This window comes from Enterobacter sp. 2VL (assembly GCF_005503595.1).
In the GTDB taxonomy this organism is placed as follows: Bacteria; Pseudomonadota; Gammaproteobacteria; order Enterobacterales; family Enterobacteriaceae; genus Enterobacter; species Enterobacter cancerogenus.
This window is the reverse complement of the sequence record NZ_SCNE01000001.1, coordinates 516,993-534,865: the sequence shown is the minus strand read 5'-3', so window position 1 is coordinate 534,865 and position 17,873 is coordinate 516,993. Positions and strand designations below refer to the sequence as shown.

At 57.4% G+C, this 17,873-nt stretch carries 14 protein-coding genes; 7 read left to right on the top strand and 7 right to left on the bottom strand.

Features of this window, described 5'->3' with window-relative positions; all coding sequences use genetic code 11:
* Positions 1-21: 21 nt before the first annotated feature.
* The gene (locus FFS28_RS02505) at positions 22-195 is read left to right on the top strand and encodes a GhoT/OrtT family toxin (RefSeq protein WP_003856960.1); all 174 of its coding nucleotides are present in this window, start codon (positions 22-24) and stop codon (positions 193-195) included.
* Between the two features lie 32 nt (positions 196-227).
* Here FFS28_RS02505 and FFS28_RS02500 read toward each other — a convergent pair whose 3' ends face one another.
* From FFS28_RS02500 to FFS28_RS02490, 3 genes are read right to left on the bottom strand one after another with little or no spacing between them, the layout of a single operon-like run.
* A complete protein-coding gene (locus tag FFS28_RS02500; protein ID WP_137848676.1) occupies positions 228-2,402 on the bottom strand; it encodes a virulence factor SrfC family protein in 2,175 nt (724 codons plus the stop codon).
* Positions 2,399-5,380, bottom strand: a complete 2,982-nt coding sequence (locus tag FFS28_RS02495) for a virulence factor SrfB (RefSeq protein WP_137848675.1) — start codon at positions 5,378-5,380, stop codon at positions 2,399-2,401. The genes FFS28_RS02500 and FFS28_RS02495 overlap by 4 nt, the downstream gene beginning before the upstream one ends.
* Before the next feature lie 4 nt (positions 5,381-5,384).
* Entirely contained in the window at positions 5,385-6,725 is a 1,341-nt protein-coding gene (locus FFS28_RS02490) for an SrfA family protein (protein WP_137848674.1), read from the bottom strand.
* Positions 6,726-7,007: 282 nt separating this feature from the next.
* On the opposite strand from FFS28_RS02490, the gene FFS28_RS02485 reads away from it, so the two are divergent.
* The gene (locus FFS28_RS02485) at positions 7,008-8,606 is read left to right on the top strand and encodes an ABC transporter substrate-binding protein (RefSeq protein ID WP_137848673.1); all 1,599 of its coding nucleotides are present in this window, start codon (positions 7,008-7,010) and stop codon (positions 8,604-8,606) included.
* Positions 8,607-8,702: 96 nt separating this feature from the next.
* Positions 8,703-8,936 (top strand): YdcY family protein, encoded by a 234-nt coding sequence (locus tag FFS28_RS02480; RefSeq protein WP_137848672.1) that lies wholly within the window; start codon positions 8,703-8,705, stop codon positions 8,934-8,936.
* Between the two features lies 1 nt (position 8,937).
* On the opposite strand, the gene FFS28_RS02475 is transcribed toward FFS28_RS02480, so the two are convergent.
* Both FFS28_RS02475 and FFS28_RS02470 read right to left on the bottom strand, forming a co-directional pair.
* Positions 8,938-9,387 carry a DMT family transporter gene (locus tag FFS28_RS02475; RefSeq protein WP_137848671.1) on the bottom strand — a complete coding sequence of 150 codons (450 nt, stop codon included), beginning with the start codon at positions 9,385-9,387 and terminating at the stop codon, positions 8,938-8,940.
* Positions 9,384-9,902: a GNAT family N-acetyltransferase gene (locus FFS28_RS02470; protein WP_137848670.1), complete on the bottom strand. Its 519-nt coding sequence runs from the start codon at positions 9,900-9,902 to the stop codon at positions 9,384-9,386. The genes FFS28_RS02475 and FFS28_RS02470 overlap by 4 nt, the downstream gene beginning before the upstream one ends.
* 150 nt (positions 9,903-10,052) lie before the next feature.
* Here FFS28_RS02470 and FFS28_RS02465 point away from each other — a divergent pair, with 150 nt between their 5' ends.
* From FFS28_RS02465 to FFS28_RS02455, 3 genes are all read left to right on the top strand, one after another.
* Positions 10,053-10,628 carry a helix-turn-helix domain-containing protein gene (locus tag FFS28_RS02465; RefSeq protein ID WP_137848669.1) on the top strand — a complete coding sequence of 192 codons (576 nt, stop codon included), beginning with the start codon at positions 10,053-10,055 and terminating at the stop codon, positions 10,626-10,628.
* A gap of 60 nt (positions 10,629-10,688) precedes the next feature.
* Positions 10,689-11,729, top strand: coding sequence for an NADPH-dependent curcumin/dihydrocurcumin reductase (curA, locus tag FFS28_RS02460; RefSeq protein WP_137848668.1), 1,041 nt, complete (start codon positions 10,689-10,691; stop codon positions 11,727-11,729).
* A gap of 247 nt (positions 11,730-11,976) precedes the next feature.
* On the top strand, positions 11,977-12,645 hold the full coding sequence (locus FFS28_RS02455) for a GntR family transcriptional regulator (RefSeq protein WP_058608728.1): 669 nt from the start codon (positions 11,977-11,979) through the stop codon (positions 12,643-12,645).
* A 154-nt stretch (positions 12,646-12,799) separates the two neighbouring features.
* Here FFS28_RS02455 and pqqU read toward each other — a convergent pair whose 3' ends face one another.
* Positions 12,800-14,914 carry a TonB-dependent receptor PqqU gene (gene pqqU, locus FFS28_RS02450; protein WP_137848667.1) on the bottom strand — a complete coding sequence of 705 codons (2,115 nt, stop codon included), beginning with the start codon at positions 14,912-14,914 and terminating at the stop codon, positions 12,800-12,802.
* Between the two features lie 241 nt (positions 14,915-15,155).
* Between pqqU and yncE the strand changes: the two genes are divergently transcribed.
* A complete protein-coding gene (gene yncE, locus FFS28_RS02445) occupies positions 15,156-16,217 on the top strand; it encodes a 7-bladed beta-propeller protein YncE (protein ID WP_088209161.1) in 1,062 nt (353 codons plus the stop codon).
* A 92-nt stretch (positions 16,218-16,309) separates the two neighbouring features.
* Here yncE and ansP read toward each other — a convergent pair whose 3' ends face one another.
* On the bottom strand, positions 16,310-17,806 hold the full coding sequence (ansP, locus tag FFS28_RS02440) for an L-asparagine permease (RefSeq protein WP_137848666.1): 1,497 nt from the start codon (positions 17,804-17,806) through the stop codon (positions 16,310-16,312).
* Between the last annotated feature and the right edge of the window lie 67 nt (positions 17,807-17,873).

Sequence of the window (17,873 nt, the reverse complement as noted above, 5' to 3'; positions counted from 1 at the left end):
TTTTCGGCTCAGGTAAACAGAATGACGTTGTATCAAAAGATGTTGGTTTTCTACGCAATCATGGCGTCAATCTGCGCGTTAATCACCTGGTTCCTCTCCAAAGATCGCAAGCGCATTCGTCTTCTGAGCGCGTTTCTTGTCGGTTCGACCTGGCCGATGAGCTTCCCGGTCGCACTGCTGATCTCGCTTTTCTGAAAACAGCCCGCACTGCTGCGGGCCGTGAAAGGTTAGCCTAACAGCCTCTGCAACGCCTTTCTTGCACAGGGTTGAACGTCGTGGGGATGATGATACTCGATGTTCTCAATCGCCCGGCTGTAGAGGGCAACCAGCCAGTCGTACACGTAGACCGTAGCGGCATGCACGGGCTGCTCGCCCAGACGCGTGAGCCTTGGCGTGTCGCTGCTGACCACCGGTGTCACGAAGATCGCCTGGCCTTTACGCAGGCGGCTGGCCGGACGTTCGGCGACAGGCGTCTTTTCATACCCCAGCCAGCCCACGAAATTCCCCATTACGGCATGAAGCTGCGCTGCGCTGCTTTTATCCCCCTCGACAATATTCTGCACTTGCGCAGGCAGATCCAGGCGATAGCTGGCGACGACCAGAACGTCCGCCACCTGCTGCAGAACCGCAGGCTCCAGGCCCAGACGGGCAGCGGCGGCCTCATTGCGACTCCACTGGCGCAGGTGGTTGATCCAGACTTTATGCGCCAGACGCGCCTTGTCTTTGGTCTGGAACGTCCCGGTGCTTTCCTGGGTATTATCCGCGAAGAGATCGATCGTATCGGTAAACAAGCCGTTGACCTGTTCTTCACGCGGCTGCTGAACGGCCAGCAGCGTCTCAAACGCGCTTAACGGAGGAAGTAAACCCTCCAGCAGTTCACCATGGCGGGCGGCACTGCCCTGCAGGGTGCGGACCATGTTTTCGGCCTGCGCGCGTCTGGCCTCGGGTGTTTGCGTCAACGGCGCAAGCCAGGGCTGCATCAGCGCCGCCAGCGCGTGCTGTAGCGATGAGTGTAATGCGCGCAGGCGTTTCTGACGTTGAGCAGGCAGGGTGGCTTGCGACAGCCACTCCACCACGCGCTGCATGCTGTGGCTATCCAGCGCCTGCAGGGTTCCCCAGCGCAAACCCGGTTGACCCAGCAGCTGTTGCACCGCCTCGTCGAGATTGTGTTTGGTGGTAAACCGCGCGTCATGCGGCGTAATGGCCCACACCAGCCCCGGCAGGGCCGACGCGTCGGCTGACTGGGTTTCTTGCACCCAGTTCAGCAGCACGTTGGCCGTATGGGCCGTCTGATCGTGTCGGGCCGTCGCGTTGCAGACAACCAGGACATCAGGCTGCAGCTGCTGGCGATAGTGATCGAGCAACCACTGGCGCTTGGCCTGCCTCAGCAGCGGCGTCTCATCCGTGGTGAACGCCGGAATATCAATCAGATCGACATCGTCCAGCACGCCGTGCTCAACGGGCAGCACCAGCTCGCGGGTCAAAAACGCCAGCACGTCGACGGGAATGCTGATGGCGTTAAGCATGTCGCCGTGGCTGAGCGGGTGTAGCAACGCTTCCTGCGCGTCGGGTGAGGTCAGGGCGGTGTGGGTGAGAAACCCTTCGCACGGCAGACCGAAGTTATCCACCAGCAGGCTCAGCGGGGCAGCAAGCTCGCGCGCATGGCTGGTCTGATGCAGCACATGCGCAAACCTCAGCCACTGCTGGGTTAACTCCTGCTGTTCGCCCCACAGCAGCGACCAGACGCTGGCGCGAGTGCTGAGATCGAGGGAAGGCACAAGCGTGGCAAACTGATGCCAGAGCGCGTCATCAATCTGTTGTTTCGCACCCGGTACCGCGTTCTGCCAGAAGCGGGCGATAGCTCCCACTTCCTGCGCGCTCATTCCCGGCACACCCTGCGGCTGGCGAAGCGCGCGCCATTTTTCAAGCCGGGCCTCGATAACCGATTTCTCCACCGGGCGGATCTGCGGATGAAGGAGAGTGCGTGCGATAAACAGCTGTACCAGTTCCGCTTCCGTGACCAGGCTCAGACGCAGCGGGAAGGCGTCATCCGCAATGTCAGGGTGCTTTTTCGTAAAGCGAACGGCCATGTTGGTCAGGCCGTGGCCCGGGTTAATATGCGAAAAATAGTCGAACGTGCGCTGCCCAAGGGACACGTTCATTCGGCCGCTACCGCTGCCGCACAGCGAGGTGAGCAGGTGCGCTTTCGCCGCCTGCGAATGACCGTACAGGCCAATGCTGCTCTGGCTTGCCAGCGCGCGGTCAATCGCCTGTTCACGCGCCTGGGCTGCATTCAGTCGCGCCAGCAGCGCATCCGCATCGTTATCCAGCATCGGGGCATGTTGGCGCGTCTCGTTAATCCACCCGATCAGGGCCTGAGTGGTGGTCGTCGTCGCAGTCATTTCAGGTATACGCTCCCGCTGTCGATCCAGTAATGGCTACCGCTATGACGGCGATCGGCCAGGGTATTCAGTTTAAACGTTAAGGCATCTGGCGGAACGGGCGTGCCGTCCTGCAGCCACGCGTCGCTCAGCTCGAACGATTCCGGGCCTTCATGCTTGCCGCCGCCGCGCAGTTTGAGGCGCACGTTCAGCACGCCGTCGCCGGCAATGGCTTTTGCCAGTTCGGCAGAGTTGATGCTCAGGGTGTACAGCGGCGTGGCCGGCCAGCGGGCGTTTGCCAGCTGGCGGAAGCCCAGGGTGACGTTTCCGCGCAGCGGGAAGTGAAGCCGCGCGTCGAGTCTGGCACCCGGCTTATCAAGATCGACCTCCTGATACCAGACGTTCTCGTCGCGCAGGGTATTCACCGTGTTGTCCAGTACGCCCAGATAACGCACGGTGGAGTACGCACCGATGTCAGCCGCTTTGAAGTTAAAGCGCGGCAGGCGCAGATCAAGCGCCAGGCTGCATAGCATCGCCCCCACCGCAGCGGTTGATTTCGGATTGCCAATGCGCCCCTGCTGGCTGAAGGGATACCACTCGTGAACCTGGTACTTATCCAGCCAGACGATGCGGTTTACCGGCACCGGCTGCAGGTGGCGGATTAACGCCTGAACGCCGGGCAGGCAACCCGGACGGCCAGTGATCAGCAAAATGTCACAGCTGTAATGCGAGATCGCTTCACACACCGCATGAAGCGGTGCCGCCAGCGTGAACTGGCCCGCCAGCATCGCGTCCTGCATTTCCCGGAAATTGACGTGCAGCGGAACCGCGAACAGGTCGAACGCGTCGGACCCTGCTGGCAGGGCGTGGTCGATGGCCTGTTGCAGATAGTTCATCACGTTGCGCGTAGGCTTCTGCGGGAGCAGATCGCCAAAAGTGGCGTGCAGCCCGGCCAGCGGATCGTCGATATCGCTCGATTCCCACGCCGCCAGAATCGCGTGCCCCAAAGGCATAAAGAGCTGAAGGGCGGTTTGCTGGCGCAGCACGGCCTGGGTATCAATACGGCCTGAATCCCCGAACAGCGAAGCCATCAGCAGGGACGCGTCCGCCATTCCTGATTTTTGCAGCTGGGTTTGCAGTGCGGGAAGGACATAGCGCTGGATAACGTCCAGCAGGGTGTCATCCCCGGCGACCTTGAACCCTTCACGGAACAGCAGCTGAGGGGTAATTTTGACGTTGTTACCCGAGCCGTCGTCGAGCTGATAGTGGGTAATGGCCATATCGGTCGTGCCGCCGCCAATGTCGATAGAGGCGACGCGCAGCGCCCGACCAGGCTCAACGCCAGGCTGCGGTTCACGATCGGGACGAGCAAGCGAAGCGAAAAAGGCTTCGGTCTGTCCGCCAAAATGAGAAATCGCTTCGTTGTAAAGCCACACCAGCTGACCACAGCTCGCCTCATCCCACTCCATCTGGATTTCAGGAACCGGCACAACGCTTTTTTCCTGCTGTTTACGGCTGGCAAAATCGTCGTCCTGCGGGTGCCATCCCATCGCTTTCCAGACGATGGCGATCGCTTCAAACATGCGACGGCGGAAGATCTCACGCTCCTGTTTCGGCATGGCCGACGGCAGGGTGAGGATCAGGGTGCGCAGCTGGCGCGGCGAAGCCGGGAAGCCAAGGCGCAGGCGGGTGGCGACGCTGTTAATCTGTCCCAGCGCCTGCGCCAGCAGTTCACACAGCATATGCGTCATCAGGGTGCTGCGGCTGTACTGCGGCGAGAAAACCGGCAGCCGTTCATCCTGCGGCAGCGTAAAGAGCGGTTCGCCGTCGTCGTTCATCAGGTTCATCAGCGGGAACGCCGTCGCCAGGGGTTCCCGCTGCGTTTTGCTGTTCATCTGGCTAAAGCGCCAGTCCTGCACAACCGGGGTTTCATCCCACAGGTAGCGGCGCGGGCTGGAAATGCCGCTGTTGCCCTCGGTGCCCAGCCGCTGCATCGCCAGCTTACGGGCCTCGTCGCCCACGCGAACGATAGAGGGCCAGACAAAGGCATCCTCGCGGCCACTTTCAACCGAGAAGTGCTGTTTGCCAAAGCGGGCCTCTGAAAACTCCAGGCGGCTGGTGAACAGCGGATCGTTAAGGAACTGCGGTTCGCTCAGGGAACGCACCTGCAACTCGGCGGTCTGACGCAGGCCGTCATTGGCATCGCCATGATCTTCGATAATAACGCCACAGGTATGGGTGTTTCCCACGTCGAGGATCAGGTCGACGGGGATCGCCGGGGTGCTGAGCGTATGGGTGACAAATTTCACCTCGGGCACGGTAAGCTGCTCGCCGAGCAGCGTCAGCAGGTTCAGCCAGTGCGCCTGGTATTCAAAGCTGCGCATGGCCTGATGCAGATCGCGCTCGGCGCGGTTTTCAACTTCCATCGCGTACTGGCTAAAGGCTTCGCGCAGCCAGCCGTCGATCCAGGTCTGGTCGAGGAAGCTTTCGACTTCGCTATCGCGCCAGGCCAGCGCAAATCGCGTGCCGTTCAGAATATCGTTTTCAACGGGGGAGAGTGCGGCGGTGGCATGCTCCGCAATCTGGCTGTCGAGCGCCAGGGTGACGCGGTGCGTATTGCCTGCCGAATCTGGTGCAGTTAGTTTGCGGATCTGCACGCGTGCCCAGTTATCAGGCCCCTCTACAAAGGTGCGCGGCGGGTTAAAGCGCAGAAACGGCAGTGGAAGCCAGACGCCGTCCAGCACAGCAAGGGACTGGTGCAGCGTAATGGTGCTCTCGGGCTTCAGGACTTCTGGCTGGCCGCCGCCCGTCGCCGGAAGCGTGTAGCGGCCATTGACCAGATCGTAATCAAGACGCAGCAGAGGGCCGTTGGCGGTTTTGCGGACAAACCGCCCGGTGCTGGCGGTGTCCTGGGGCGTCAGACCAAAATCCAGAAATTGCACGCCGCTGTTAGCAATAAGCGTGACGCTCTGTTTGTAGTCGCAAAGATTTACCAGCATAGGATCAGGCACCTGCTTTTTTGAACGTCAAAGGAACAACGGTTTTGGCATCATATCGGGCGCTGCATTCCGCCACGTCGCTGGTGCCGGATTTACAGGAGACTTCCGGCATCGGATAACGCGAACCATCCGTGCAGCGGGCGTTGCCGCGGCTTTTGATCATCAGTTCACCGTTGCTGTGCAAGCCGGAGAAGATCTCCGCGCGACAGACAATATTGTCCCCGTGAACGACGCGGGCAGTGCCTTTGTTGTTCTGGATCTGATAGCGCAGCGAGGGCGGCTTGCCGGTGATCGGATCTTTCACGTCCAGAATCACGCGCCAGGTACCGTTCAGGAAGCGGGTCGAACCGGCTTTCACCTGATCGGCCTCCATGACCATGGCATCTTTCGGGATCGCAGCAATCACTACAGGCTCCGGCTCAGGCGCTTTCACCGGTGGTGCCACGACGACGGCCTGGTGCAGCGGCAAATTCATCGCCAGCGGTTCGACCGTTTTTACCGGTGCAGGCGCGATAACGACCGCAGCAGGCGCTGCTACAGGAGCAGGTTCGGCTGAAGGTGCCTGTTCAGGCCACAGCAGCGGAGTGGCGATGGCGGCAACAATCACGGCGGCAACGGGCAGCGACCACAGCGGGACGCGGCGTTTTTTTACCACGATTTTGGCCGGAGGTTCGCCAGCGGGTTCCGTCACCTTATGGGCGGGCGCTGGCTCATAGAGCGCCTCTTCCGTAATGCGTACGCCGGGAGCGGGCGGGGCGGGAGTCATCAGCGGCTCGTCGGCTTGGGCGAACGTGACAGGTGCGGCTTCGGGTTCCGGTTCTGGCTCGGGTTCTTCGATGACCACCGGGGCCGGTTCCGGGATCAGCGCGTCGCGCAGGCAGCTCAGCACATCATCGCGGGCGTTTTCGTTAAGGTTCACGAAGCCCCAGAAGCAGATCACCGGTTTGCCATCCACCAGATACAGAAAGTTTTCGCCAGGGAACTGGAACGCTTTGGAAAGCAGGGAGCCAAACAGCTGCTGGGCGGTTTTCGGCGACTGGATACACTTTTTGCTCAGCGACTCCACGCTCGCCAGCGTACTGTCGAGGTAGCGCAGGGCGCGAAACCGGTCGTCTTCTCCGGCGGCTTTCCAGCTTGTCACCGCTCCCTCAATGGGGGCATACCAGTCAACGCGATCGCCGCCGTCGTTGACCTGCGGGATAGCCAGACAATCAACTATCGACTGTTGCTTGCGCAAGCGGAGTGCTTCCCGGATTTGCAGCGCTGATTCAAATACGGCCTGTCCGCCGCCGCCAACGGCCTGAAAATCATCCAGATTACCGCTGCGTAAAAGTGTTTTTGCCACGATGTGTTCCCATAGACTTCTTCACACCGTTACTTTAACGAAAAGGTAAAACAAGCAAACGGCAGAGGAGACGCCAAAAGCGCCGATTTCTTGCGGCATTGTTCGTAACGGTTGTGCTTGACGAAGAAGGGAACTTAAGGCAAATCACACTCTCTGCGCTGGCTGGAAAATCAGCGAAAAATGCTGCTTTAGAATAACCTGATAGTGTTTCGTTATTTGCCAGGGGATATCGGCTGTGCTGTTATTACTGTCCACAATAATAAAACCGAAAGGGTTATAACCATGTCTACAGGGAAAACGCTGCTCGCCCTCGCGCTGAGCACTCTTTTACCGGCAAGCGCCGCATGGGCGGCAAATAACGATACGCTTATTTACTGCTCTGAAGCCTCGCCAGAGTCGTTTAACCCGCAGATCGCCAGCTCCGGCCCGACGTTCGTTGCCAGCTCTCAGGTACTTTACAACCGGCTGATTAACTTTGATCCGGTGAAAAATACGCCGGTGCCATCCCTGGCGGAGTCATGGACCATTTCTCCTGACGGCAAAACCTATACCTTTACGCTGCGTAAAGGGGTTAAGTTCAACAGCAACAAATACTTCAAACCTACCCGCGATTTTAACGCCGATGACGTTATTTTCTCCGTCATGCGTCAGAAAGACCCTAAGCATCCGTATCACAATGTCTCTCAGGGGAATTACGAATACTTTAACGACGTGGGTCTTGATAAGCTGATTCAGGACGTGAAAAAGATCGATGATTATCACGTACAGTTTACGCTCAGTGAGCCAAACGCGGCGTTCCTCGCGGACTGGGGAATGGACTTTGCTTCCATTCTGTCAGCAGAGTATGCGGACGTGATGCTCAAAAAAGGAACGCCAGAGAACGTCGATACCTGGCCAATCGGTACCGGCCCGTATGTTCTCCAGCAGTACAAAGTGGATTCGCTGATCCGCTACGTGGCGAACCCCAACTACTGGGATGGCGCGGTTCCCACGAAGCACCTGATCTTCTCCATCACGCCTAACGTGGAAACCCGTCTGGCGAAACTGCAAACCAATGAATGCCAGGTGATCCCTGCGCCGTCGCCGGTGCAGTTTGATGTCATCAAGAAAAACAAAGACCTGACGCTGCATTCGGTAGATGCGTTGAACGTGGGCTATCTGGCGTTTAACACCGAGAAAAAACCTTTTGATAACGTGCTGGTACGCCAGGCCCTGAACTACGCGACGGATAAAAAAGCCATCGTGAATGCGGTCTTTATGGGGTCCGGTACGGTGGCAAAATCGCCGATCCCGCCGAACATGATGGGCTTTAATCACGACCTGAAAGATTACGCTTACGATCCTGAAAAAGCCAAAGCGCTGCTGAAGCAGGCCGGGCTTGAGAAGGGCGCGGAGGTGACGCTGTGGTCCATGCCGGTTCAACGGCCTTATAACCCGAATTCGCGTCGCATCGCAGAGATGATCCAGAGCGACTGGGCGAAAGTTGGCGTGAAGGCCAAAATCGTCTCCTACGAGTGGGGCGAGTATCTCTCCGGTATGCGCAAAGGCGAGCACGACTCGGCGCTGTTTGGCTGGATGTCGGACAACGGCGATCCGGATAACTTCGCGGACGTTCTGCTGGGCTGCAATAGCATCAAAACCGGATCCAACGCCGCGCGCTGGTGTGATAAGGGGTATGATGGGCTGGTGCAAAAAGCAAAATTAACCAGTGACCCAACCGAGCGTGCGAAACTCTATGGTCAGGCGCAGGAGATTTTCTACCAGCAGGCTCCGTGGATTGCCCTTGCAAACGGCAAGACGTTCTATGCCACCCGCAGTAACGTCACCGGGTATAGCGTCAGCCTGATGGGCAGCGATTTCTCGAAGGCGAAATTGAATTAACCATTTTGCCCGGTGGCGCTGCGCTTACCGGGCCTACAAGTCTCGGGTAGGCTGGGTGAGGCGTAGCCGCCACCCGGCAAATTATAAGGAGTGACAGTGTCACATTTAAATGAAGTGATTGTCCGCGTCGATGCCGCTCTACAGGAGAGCGTAATCGCCCACATGAATGAACTCTTGATCGAACTGAGCGACGACACTGAGCTTAGCCGGGAAGATCGCTACACCCAGCAGCAGCGGTTACGTACCGCGATTGCCCATCACGGCAAGCAGCACAAAGAAGAGATGGACGCTCGCCTCGAACAGCTGACGAAGGGCGGCACAATCCTTTAACTCAGAACTGACGGCGGGCCACCAGCCACGCGCCGACCACCAGCATTACTGCGCCGCAGACTGGACCGATCAGGGCGCGCAGCGGGACCCCGTGGCTTTTCAGCATATCCATTACCAGCCCGCCAATCAGTTGGCTGGCTACCAGCACGGCGATGGTCGTTGCCGCGCCAACGTTCTGGTATCCGCTGATACTGGCAAAGACAAAAAACGATCCCAGCAAACCGGGGATCAGCGTCCACCAGCGTATCGTCGCGGCCAGTTCGCTGAATCCGCTAAAACCCTGCTTAATCAGTAAAAGGCTGACAAACAACACGATACCGACCAGCGAATTGAGCAGCATGGCGATAAGGATGGTGGACGAAGACTGGGTGATGCGCACCATCAGCATATTTTGCACCACCAGACCGATGCCCGCCGCAACCAGACAGGCCAGCGTAATCGACTGATTCATGGCAGGGCGTCCGGATCGCTGCGCTCGTCCAGCTGCAGCTGCATAAAGGTTAAATCCAGCCAGCGGCCAAACTTGGTGCCCACCTGCGGCATTTGCCCGGTAGTGATAAAACCCAGCGTATCGTGCAGATGGATCGAGGCGTGGTTTTGCGTCTCTATTCCCGCCACCATCACGTGTTTGCCCCTTTTGCGGGCTTCATCAATCAGCGCATTCATCAGTACCCGGCCAATCCCTTTTCCCTGATGGTCCGGGTGAACGTACACCGAGTGCTCAACCGTATGGCGAAAACCTTCGAAAGCCCGCCAGTCGCCGAACGAGGCATAGCCCGTCACCGTGCCGTTCTCCTCGCTGACCAGTACCGGAAAATCGGCCAGCGTCCGCGCTTCAAACCATGCGATGCGGTTATCGACATCCACGGTTTTGTCGTTCCAGATAGCAGCGGTGTGCAGTACCGCATGGTTGTAGATGTCACCGATGGCGGCGCAATCTTCTTTGCAGGCATGACGAACGATCATGGCGAATCCTCTGAGCGTGTTGTTCACTATAGTAGTACAGAATTGTCACGATATTACACAAGTGTGACGTGACTACGCTACGGCATAATCCATATTTTTTTGTTATGAAAACTGCGTTGAAATGCTGTTCATACACTATAGTATGACGTCATGAACACTATTTCAGACAATATGAATCAACGGATTAGCGCCAGAATTCGCCTTGAACGGGAATCCCGGGGATGGTCATTGAGCGAGCTGGCCGACCGGGCCAGCGTGTCGCGTGCCATGATCCACAAAATTGAACGCGGAGAAAGCAGCCCCACGGCGACGCTACTTGCGCGTTTGTCCGGGGCATTTGGCATCAGCATGTCGACCCTTATTGCCCGCGCCGAAATGCAGGAAGGCAAACTGCTGCGTCTGGCGAACCAGCCGGTATGGCGCGACCCGCAAACTCACTATCTTCGCCGCCACGTCTCACCGCGAACCGATCTGCCTATCGATCTCGTCCAGGTTGAACTCCCTGCAGGCAGCGACGTGCCCATGCCCGCATCATCCTACGCGCTGGCGCGCCAGCTGATCTGGCTGCAGTCCGGGAAGCTGGTCTTTCTGGAGGGGGACACCCGCCATGACATGAACGCGGGAGATTGCCTGGAGCTGGGGCCGCCAAACGACTGTCGGTTTATCAACGAGACCGATGCACCGTGCGTGTATCTGGTGGTCAGGCTTAATCAGTCCGGAACGTAACAATCATGTGGCCCGTCGAGACGGGCCGCGCAGGACATTTGCACAAATGAGGAGCGATCTATGAGTCAATCTGCAATGCAAAATCGTCGCTGGGTACTGGCGTCTCGCCCGCATGGCGCACCGACGCCAGAGAATTTTCGTTTAGAGGAACAGCCCATTCCCGAGCCGGGAGAGGGCCAGGTGCTGTTGCGCACCGAGTGGCTGTCACTCGATCCGTATATGCGTGGACGCATGAGCGATGCGCCATCCTATTCGCCACCCGTTGAGATTGGGGCGGTGATGGTGGGGGGAACGGTCAGCCGCGTTGAGCGGTCAAACCATCCCGATTTCAAACCCGGCGAGTGGGTGCTCGGCTACAGTGGCTGGCAAACCCATGCGTTGTCCGACGGAAAGGACCTGGTGAAACTGGGTGACAACCCTTCGCATCCTTCGTGGTCGCTGGGTATCCTGGGTATGCCGGGCTTTACTGCCTATATGGGACTGCTGGATATCGGTCAGCCCAAATCCGGCGAAACCCTGGTGGTGGCCGCAGCAACCGGGCCTGTCGGCGCGACGGTCGGGCAAATCGGTAAAATCAAAGGGTGCCGCGTCGTGGGCGTAGCCGGTGGCGAGGAAAAATGCCGTCATGCGGTCGAGGTTCTGGGATTCGACAAGTGTATCGATCACCATGCGGATGACTTTGCGCAGCAGCTGGCCGATGCCTGCCCGGACGGCATCGACGTCTACTATGAGAACGTCGGCGGTAAAGTCTTTGATGCCGTATTGCCGCTGTTGAACACCTCCGCTCGCGTGCCGATTTGCGGCCTGGTCAGCGGCTATAACGCTACCGACCTGCCGGACGGCCCCGATCGTTTGCCGCTGCTGATGGGCACACTCCTCAAGAAACGCATTCGCATGCAGGGGTTCATCATCGCCCAGGACTATGGTGATCGTATCGACGAGTTTCAGGCGCAGATGGGCCGCTGGGTGCAGGAGGGCAAAATCCATTATCGTGAGCAGGTCACGGATGGGCTGGAAAACGCACCTCAGGCATTAATCGGCCTGCTTGAAGGGAAAAACTTCGGCAAAGTCGTGATACGCGTGGCGGCTGATAACAAATAAATCGTTCATGGCGGGGTTTCCCGCCATAATCATTTGTGAAGATACGATATATTGTCTTTAATTAAACAGCATAGCGATCGGCGCCATCAGCATAGACGGCCCGACCGTGATAAAAAATACCGTTTGCAGTATTTGCGTTTATGCGCATCTCCCAATACCAGGCATAACGATACAGGATATATCAACCCGGCGGCGTTTTTTAACGGCCGCTGCAAAGAGCATTTTGTTTTGGCTACGGGAAGTGAATATGCTTGATTTGGATCATTTAGAAAAGGCACAACGAATCAGTCTGACTATGCAAGTTGAGATCAGTTTGAAAGGGGCATTAATTACCGGCTCTCTGAAACCTGGTGCACGGCTGATTACCAAAGAAATTGCAGATAAATTAGGCACCAGCATTACGCCGGTGCGTGAGGCGCTTTTGCGGCTGGTCTCCGCAGGGGCACTGCATGCCACGCCAGCACAGGCTTTTCTGGTGCCGGAAGTGACACTCGAACGCTACAAAGAGATCAATACCATCAGAAAGCAGCTGGAGCCGATGGCTGTCGCTGCTGCCTGCGGCCACATGTCTGAAGCCAAAGTGAATGCGTTACGTGAATTGTCTGAAGCTTTTCATGAGGCCATGCGGCAGGGCAATGTGCAGCGGGCCCTGCACGCCAACCGCGTATTTCGTTTCAGTCTTTATCAGTATGCTGAAATGCCAACGCTGAGCGCGCTCATCGAGCAACTGTGGGTGCGCATTGGGCCGTGCATTAACTATTTGCATGACGAGCTGAAGGACGTTCCGGTTGAGACCTACCACTATGCGGAGCTGCTTGACGCCCTTGAGCAAAAAGATGTCGTCGCCAGCCAAAAAGCGATCGATAAATTGATTGATGAAGCGGATACACTTTTACAACGGCAATATTTTAGCTAGGGAATTATCGGGTAAGGAGTCTATTTTTTATTCATAGCATTTATTTGATGAATAATTCCCGGGGCATTTCGCCACCGGGAATACGCATTTCTAAATCCATTCGAAAATCAGGCTCGCCAATAACGCAGGTTAACTGGCGAGGCCGACTTGTTACTTATTCAAACCGGTAAGACACCGACAGTCCGACGCCATAGTTACGGCCCGGAGCAGGTTCGTAATAACGACCGTTAGATTCATTGACGATCACCGATCCGGCATACTCTTTGTCGAACAGGTTGTCGATGCGACCAAAGAGGTCCATACCCCAGTTACCGTAGTTAAACTTATACCCGGTGTTCAACCCGACGACCGTATACGATGGCGCTTTCGCTGTGTTTTCGTCGTCCGCCATAATATCGCTCATATACCGCACGTCGGTACCGGCGTACCAGCCATCCTCCGGCTGCCAGCCGAACGCGGCGTAACCCATATTACGGGCGATCCCCGGCATCCGGTTGCCGTTACAGTCTCCCTCGCTGCACACGTTAGTGCGGTAGGTGGCATCGAGATACGTCCACGCCATTTTCAGCTTCCAGTTTTCGGCGAACTGCTGGTCGAGCGAAACCTCCACACCCTGACGTCGGGTTTTACCGGCATTTTTATAGCTGGTGCGCCCGCCCGCGCTGGAATCCACCACGATCTCATCGTCGGTGTCGGTGCGGAACAGCGCCGCCGTCAGCAAGCCATTGCCAATGCGGGTTTTACTGCCCACTTCATAGGTGTTGTTGGTTGAGGGTTGCAGACCAATGTTCAGCCCACCCTGGTTATCCGGACGATAGGAAAGCTCGTTGATGGTCGGCGTTTCAAAGCCACGACCGGCTGCGGCATACAGGTTCCACGCGTCGGTCACGGCGTATTTCACCGCACCAGCCGGGAGCCATTTGTGGTAGCTCGCGTCACCGCTGTCATCGCCGTTTTGCGGGGTAACATAGTGGTCATTTGAGTCGAACCAGACCGAGCTGTAGCGCACGCCCGCATCCACCGAGAGTTTCTGCGTTAGCTGCCAGCGGGTTTGCAGGTAAGGGTCAACGTTCCACATTAAATTGCGTTCGTTGCGGCGCTTGTCGCCTTTGACGCCGTAATCCGGCACGCCGTTATGCATCACGAAGTTCTCGTAGCCGCGGCGATCTTCGCTGAGGTTTTCGTAGTTCAGGCCGGTAGTAAAGGTGACCGGCACCAGCAGTTCACCGCGGTGGGTCCAGCGGGTATCGATGCCCTGATAGTGGCGCTGCATATCAATCACGCCGCCGGAGTGGGTGGGCCTCAGCTGCGGCTGGTAAGGAATCGACTGATACTGCGTCATCTCGCGCTCACCGGCGTACATCATCACGCTGAGATCGTCCTGCTCGCTCAGCTGACGGTCATAGCGCAGCCCTGCCTGGGTCTGCTTGATGGTCTTGCGGGTGTTAAACGCATCGCCGCGCGGAGACTGGCGCGGATCGTTTTGCCACTCCTGATAGCTCAGCCCGCCCGGATCGTTGGCTTTCATGTCCACGCTGTTAAAGATCAGCGTCAGCTTGCTGACGTCATCAATGCGCACGCCGAGTTTAGCGTTGGCAAGGTTTTTGCGCGCGCCGCTGTGGTCGCGATAGCCTTTGGTGGTGAAGCGGGTGGTTGAGACGGTGTAATCCACATCGCCCGCATGCGTCCCGTCGCCCATTGCGCCGGTCGCCTTCATGCCGTAGCGCCAGGTACCGTAGCTGCCATAGTAGCTGCTGGCTTCAATGGTTGGCGGCTGCTGTCCGGTTTGGGTGTTGATATTAATGACGCCGCCAGAGGCGTTTCCGTACAGGGCCGAAAAGGGGCCGCGAAGCACTTCAACGCTCTCCACGCTGGAGAGATCGATGTTTGAGGTCTGGCCCTGACCGTCGGGCATGGTTGCCGGAATACCGTCCACATACATGCGGATGCCACGCACGCCGAACGTTGAGCGTGCGCCAAAGCCGCGCATCGAAAGCTGAAGATCCTGCGCATAGTTCTGACGGTTCTGAACCTGTAGCCCCGGCACGCTGCCGAGCGATTCAGACAGGTTAATGCGCGGCGCGGCGTGACGCATATCATCGCCGTTCACCACGCTTACGGCAGCAGGCGTATCAAGCTCGGAGACGGTCTGCGGGGTCGCGCTGACGATCATGGTCTGTTCCTCTGCGGCCACGGCGCTCAGCGGGCCAAACGTGACGGGAACCAACAACAGCGGGAGCGTTGCCCTACGGGCAGAAATGATTTTCATGAAATAAACCGGTTATGAAAGAAAACGAACCAAATGGAACATGTGCATACATGTTAAATCTTTTGTAAATCTTTTGAAAACTATAACCGCACGTTGCGTTAATGGAAGGGCAGAGAGGAAAGAAAAACTCCACATTTAACAAATTAATGATTACTATTCTCATTAAAAATGGACAAAGCCACGACTTTGTCTCCCGGAAGCGATGTCAGCAGTACACACTCTCTTTTAAAAAGGAATTGTTATGTCTTTACGTCATCTGTGCTCACCGCGCCTGAAAAATTCTCTGCTGTTAAGTTCGTTACTCCTTGCCGGAGCGTTCCAGGCGCACGCCGCCGACGACATGCTGCGTAAGGCTGTGGGTAAGGGTGCTTACGAAATGGCGGTGAGCCAGCAGGAGAATGCGCTGTGGGTTGCGACGTCGCAAAGCCGCAAGCTCGACAAGGGCGGCGTGGTCTATCGACTGGATCCGGTTACGCTGGAAGTGACGCAGGCCATTCATAACGATCTCAAACCGTTTGGCGCCACCTTCGACAAATCCACCCAGACCCTGTGGTTCGGCAACACCACCAGTAGCGCCGTGACGGCCATTGACGCGAAAACGGGCGACGTGAAAGGGCGTCTGGTGCTGGATGACCGCAAGCGTAGCGAAACGGTTAAACCGCTTCAGCCGCGCCAGCTGGTTGCCGATGACACCACCCATACCGTTTACATCACCGGTGTCGGCAAAGAGAGCGTGATCTGGGTAGTCGACGGCGCCACGCTGAAACTGAAAGAGACCATCGCCAATACGGGCACTTACGGTACTGGCCTGGCGCTGGATGCGCAGGCGAAACGTCTGTACACCACTAATGGCGACGGCGAACTGCTGACGATTGATACCGCGACCAACAAAATCCTGAGCCGTAAGAAGTTGCAGGACGACGGCAAAGAACACTTCTATCTGAATCTGAGTCTTGATACCGCAGGCCAACGCGCGTTTGTGACTGATTCAAAGCAGCCTGAAGTGCTGGTGGTGAGCCTGAAAGACGGAAGCGTTGTCGAGAAAATCGCCGCGCCGGAATCGCTGGCGGTGCTGTTCAACCCGGCGCGCAATGAGGCGTACGTGACCCATCGCGAAGCGGGCAAGGTCAGTGTGATTGACGCGAAAACCTACAAAGTGACAAAAACCTATGATACGCCGGTCTACCCGAACAGCCTGGCGCTGTCTGCCGACGGTAAAACGCTGTATGTGACGGTGAAGCAGAAATCGACTCGTCAGCAGGAAGCAACCCAGCCTGACGATGTCATTCGTATCGCGCTGTAATGTGGGTATTGCCCGGTGGCGCTGCGCTTACCGGGCCTACAAAACCGTGAAACGTAGGCCGGGTAAGGCGAAGCCGCCACCCGGCTTTTTTATTATCGTGACGTCTCTTCAACCAGCGGGCGGTCATGCTGATCATCATCATGATGAACCGGCGCGGTGCTGTGAATTTCGTTAACGCGCTTACGCACGCCAAACCAGCCGACAATCAGTACAACGGCTAACACAGGAATGGTCGCGATGGTGTATGTACCGTTCGGGTAGTCAAACGCCATCAGCACCAGCACGCTGAACAGGAACAGCAGGGTCAGCCAGGATGTTACCGGTGCCCCCGGCAGCTTAAAGCTCACCTCGGCGGCTTTCCCTTCTTTAATCGCTTTGCGCAGACGCATCTGGCAAACCACGATAAAGGCCCAGGAGGCGATGATGCCCAGCGCGGCCACGTTCAGGACAATCTCAAACACCTGAGACGGCACCAGATAGTTCAGGAACACGCCAAAGACATACACCACCAGCGTGGCGAGGATACCGGCGTACGGCACCTGCTGCTTGCTCATCTTCGACATGAATTTCGGCGCGGAGCCGCCCATGGACATCGAGCGCAGAATACGGCCAGTCGAGTAGAGGCCGGAGTTCAGGCTGGAAAGGGCGGCGGTCAGTACCACGATGTTCATGATGCTGCCCACGTACGGCACGCCGAGCTTAGAGAAGAAGGTCACAAACGGGCTTTGTCCCGCCTGATAGGCATTCCACGGCAGCAGCAGTACCAGCAGCACCACGGAGCCAACGTAGAACAGGCCAATACGCCAGATCACGCTGTTGATCGCTTTTGGCACCATGGTCTGCGGATCTTTACATTCGCCTGCGGCGGTGCCGACCAGCTCAATAGAAGCAAAGGCGAACACCACGCCCTGAACCAGCACCAGTGCGGGCAGCAGGCCGTGCGGGAAGAAGCCGCCGTTATCGGTGATGAGGTGGAAGCCCGTGGCGTTGCCATCCAGGGGTTTACCCGTGCCGAGGAACACCGTACCGACCACCAGGAAGATAACGATCGCCAGCACTTTCACCAGCGCAAACCAGAACTCCATCTCGGCGAACCACTTCACGCCGATCATGTTCATGGTACCGACAATCGCCAGCGCGCCGAGGGCAAAGACCCACTGCGGTACGTCGCCAAACGCGCCCCAGTAGTGCATGTACAGCGCAACCGCGGTGATATCCACGATCCCGGTCATCGCCCAGTTAACGAAATACATCCAGCCCGCCACGTAGGCGGCTTTTTCACCGAGGAATTCGCGGGCGTAAGAGACGAAACTGCCGCTGGAAGGGCGATGCAGTACCAGTTCGCCCAGCGCGCGGAGTATGAAGAAAGAGAAGATCCCGCACACCAGATAAACCAGTGCGAGAGCAGGGCCAGCCATCTGAAGACGTGCGCCAGCACCCAAAAACAGACCCGTACCAATAGCGCCGCCGATGGCAATCATTTGAACCTGACGGTTGCCCATCGCCTTGTGGTAGCCCTCTTCGTGAGAGTTCAACCAGCGACGTTTCGCAGCGTGATGTTCGGCCGCGCTTTTATTGCTTGTTTTCATTGAGTTACCTGTTTACCTGTCTGAACCATTAACGTGATAGTCCTGTCTGGCAGAGAGCGACACAAAC

What these genes read in the sequence shown, in the direction of transcription:
- FFS28_RS02505 (WP_003856960.1), top strand. Translation starts at nt 22, where the DNA reads ATGACGTTGTATCAAAAGATGTTGGTTTTCTACGCAATCATGGCGTCA.
- FFS28_RS02500 (WP_137848676.1), bottom strand. Translation starts at nt 2,402, where the DNA reads ATGACTGCGACGACGACCACCACTCAGGCCCTGATCGGGTGGATTAAC.
- FFS28_RS02495 (WP_137848675.1), bottom strand. Translation starts at nt 5,380, where the DNA reads ATGCTGGTAAATCTTTGCGACTACAAACAGAGCGTCACGCTTATTGCT.
- FFS28_RS02485 (WP_137848673.1), top strand. Translation starts at nt 7,008, where the DNA reads ATGTCTACAGGGAAAACGCTGCTCGCCCTCGCGCTGAGCACTCTTTTA.
- FFS28_RS02475 (WP_137848671.1), bottom strand. Translation starts at nt 9,387, where the DNA reads ATGAATCAGTCGATTACGCTGGCCTGTCTGGTTGCGGCGGGCATCGGT.
- FFS28_RS02470 (WP_137848670.1), bottom strand. Translation starts at nt 9,902, where the DNA reads ATGATCGTTCGTCATGCCTGCAAAGAAGATTGCGCCGCCATCGGTGAC.
- FFS28_RS02465 (WP_137848669.1), top strand. Translation starts at nt 10,053, where the DNA reads ATGAACACTATTTCAGACAATATGAATCAACGGATTAGCGCCAGAATT.
- curA (WP_137848668.1), top strand. Translation starts at nt 10,689, where the DNA reads ATGAGTCAATCTGCAATGCAAAATCGTCGCTGGGTACTGGCGTCTCGC.
- FFS28_RS02455 (WP_058608728.1), top strand. Translation starts at nt 11,977, where the DNA reads ATGCTTGATTTGGATCATTTAGAAAAGGCACAACGAATCAGTCTGACT.
- pqqU (WP_137848667.1), bottom strand. Translation starts at nt 14,914, where the DNA reads ATGAAAATCATTTCTGCCCGTAGGGCAACGCTCCCGCTGTTGTTGGTT.
- yncE (WP_088209161.1), top strand. Translation starts at nt 15,156, where the DNA reads ATGTCTTTACGTCATCTGTGCTCACCGCGCCTGAAAAATTCTCTGCTG.
- ansP (WP_137848666.1), bottom strand. Translation starts at nt 17,806, where the DNA reads ATGAAAACAAGCAATAAAAGCGCGGCCGAACATCACGCTGCGAAACGT.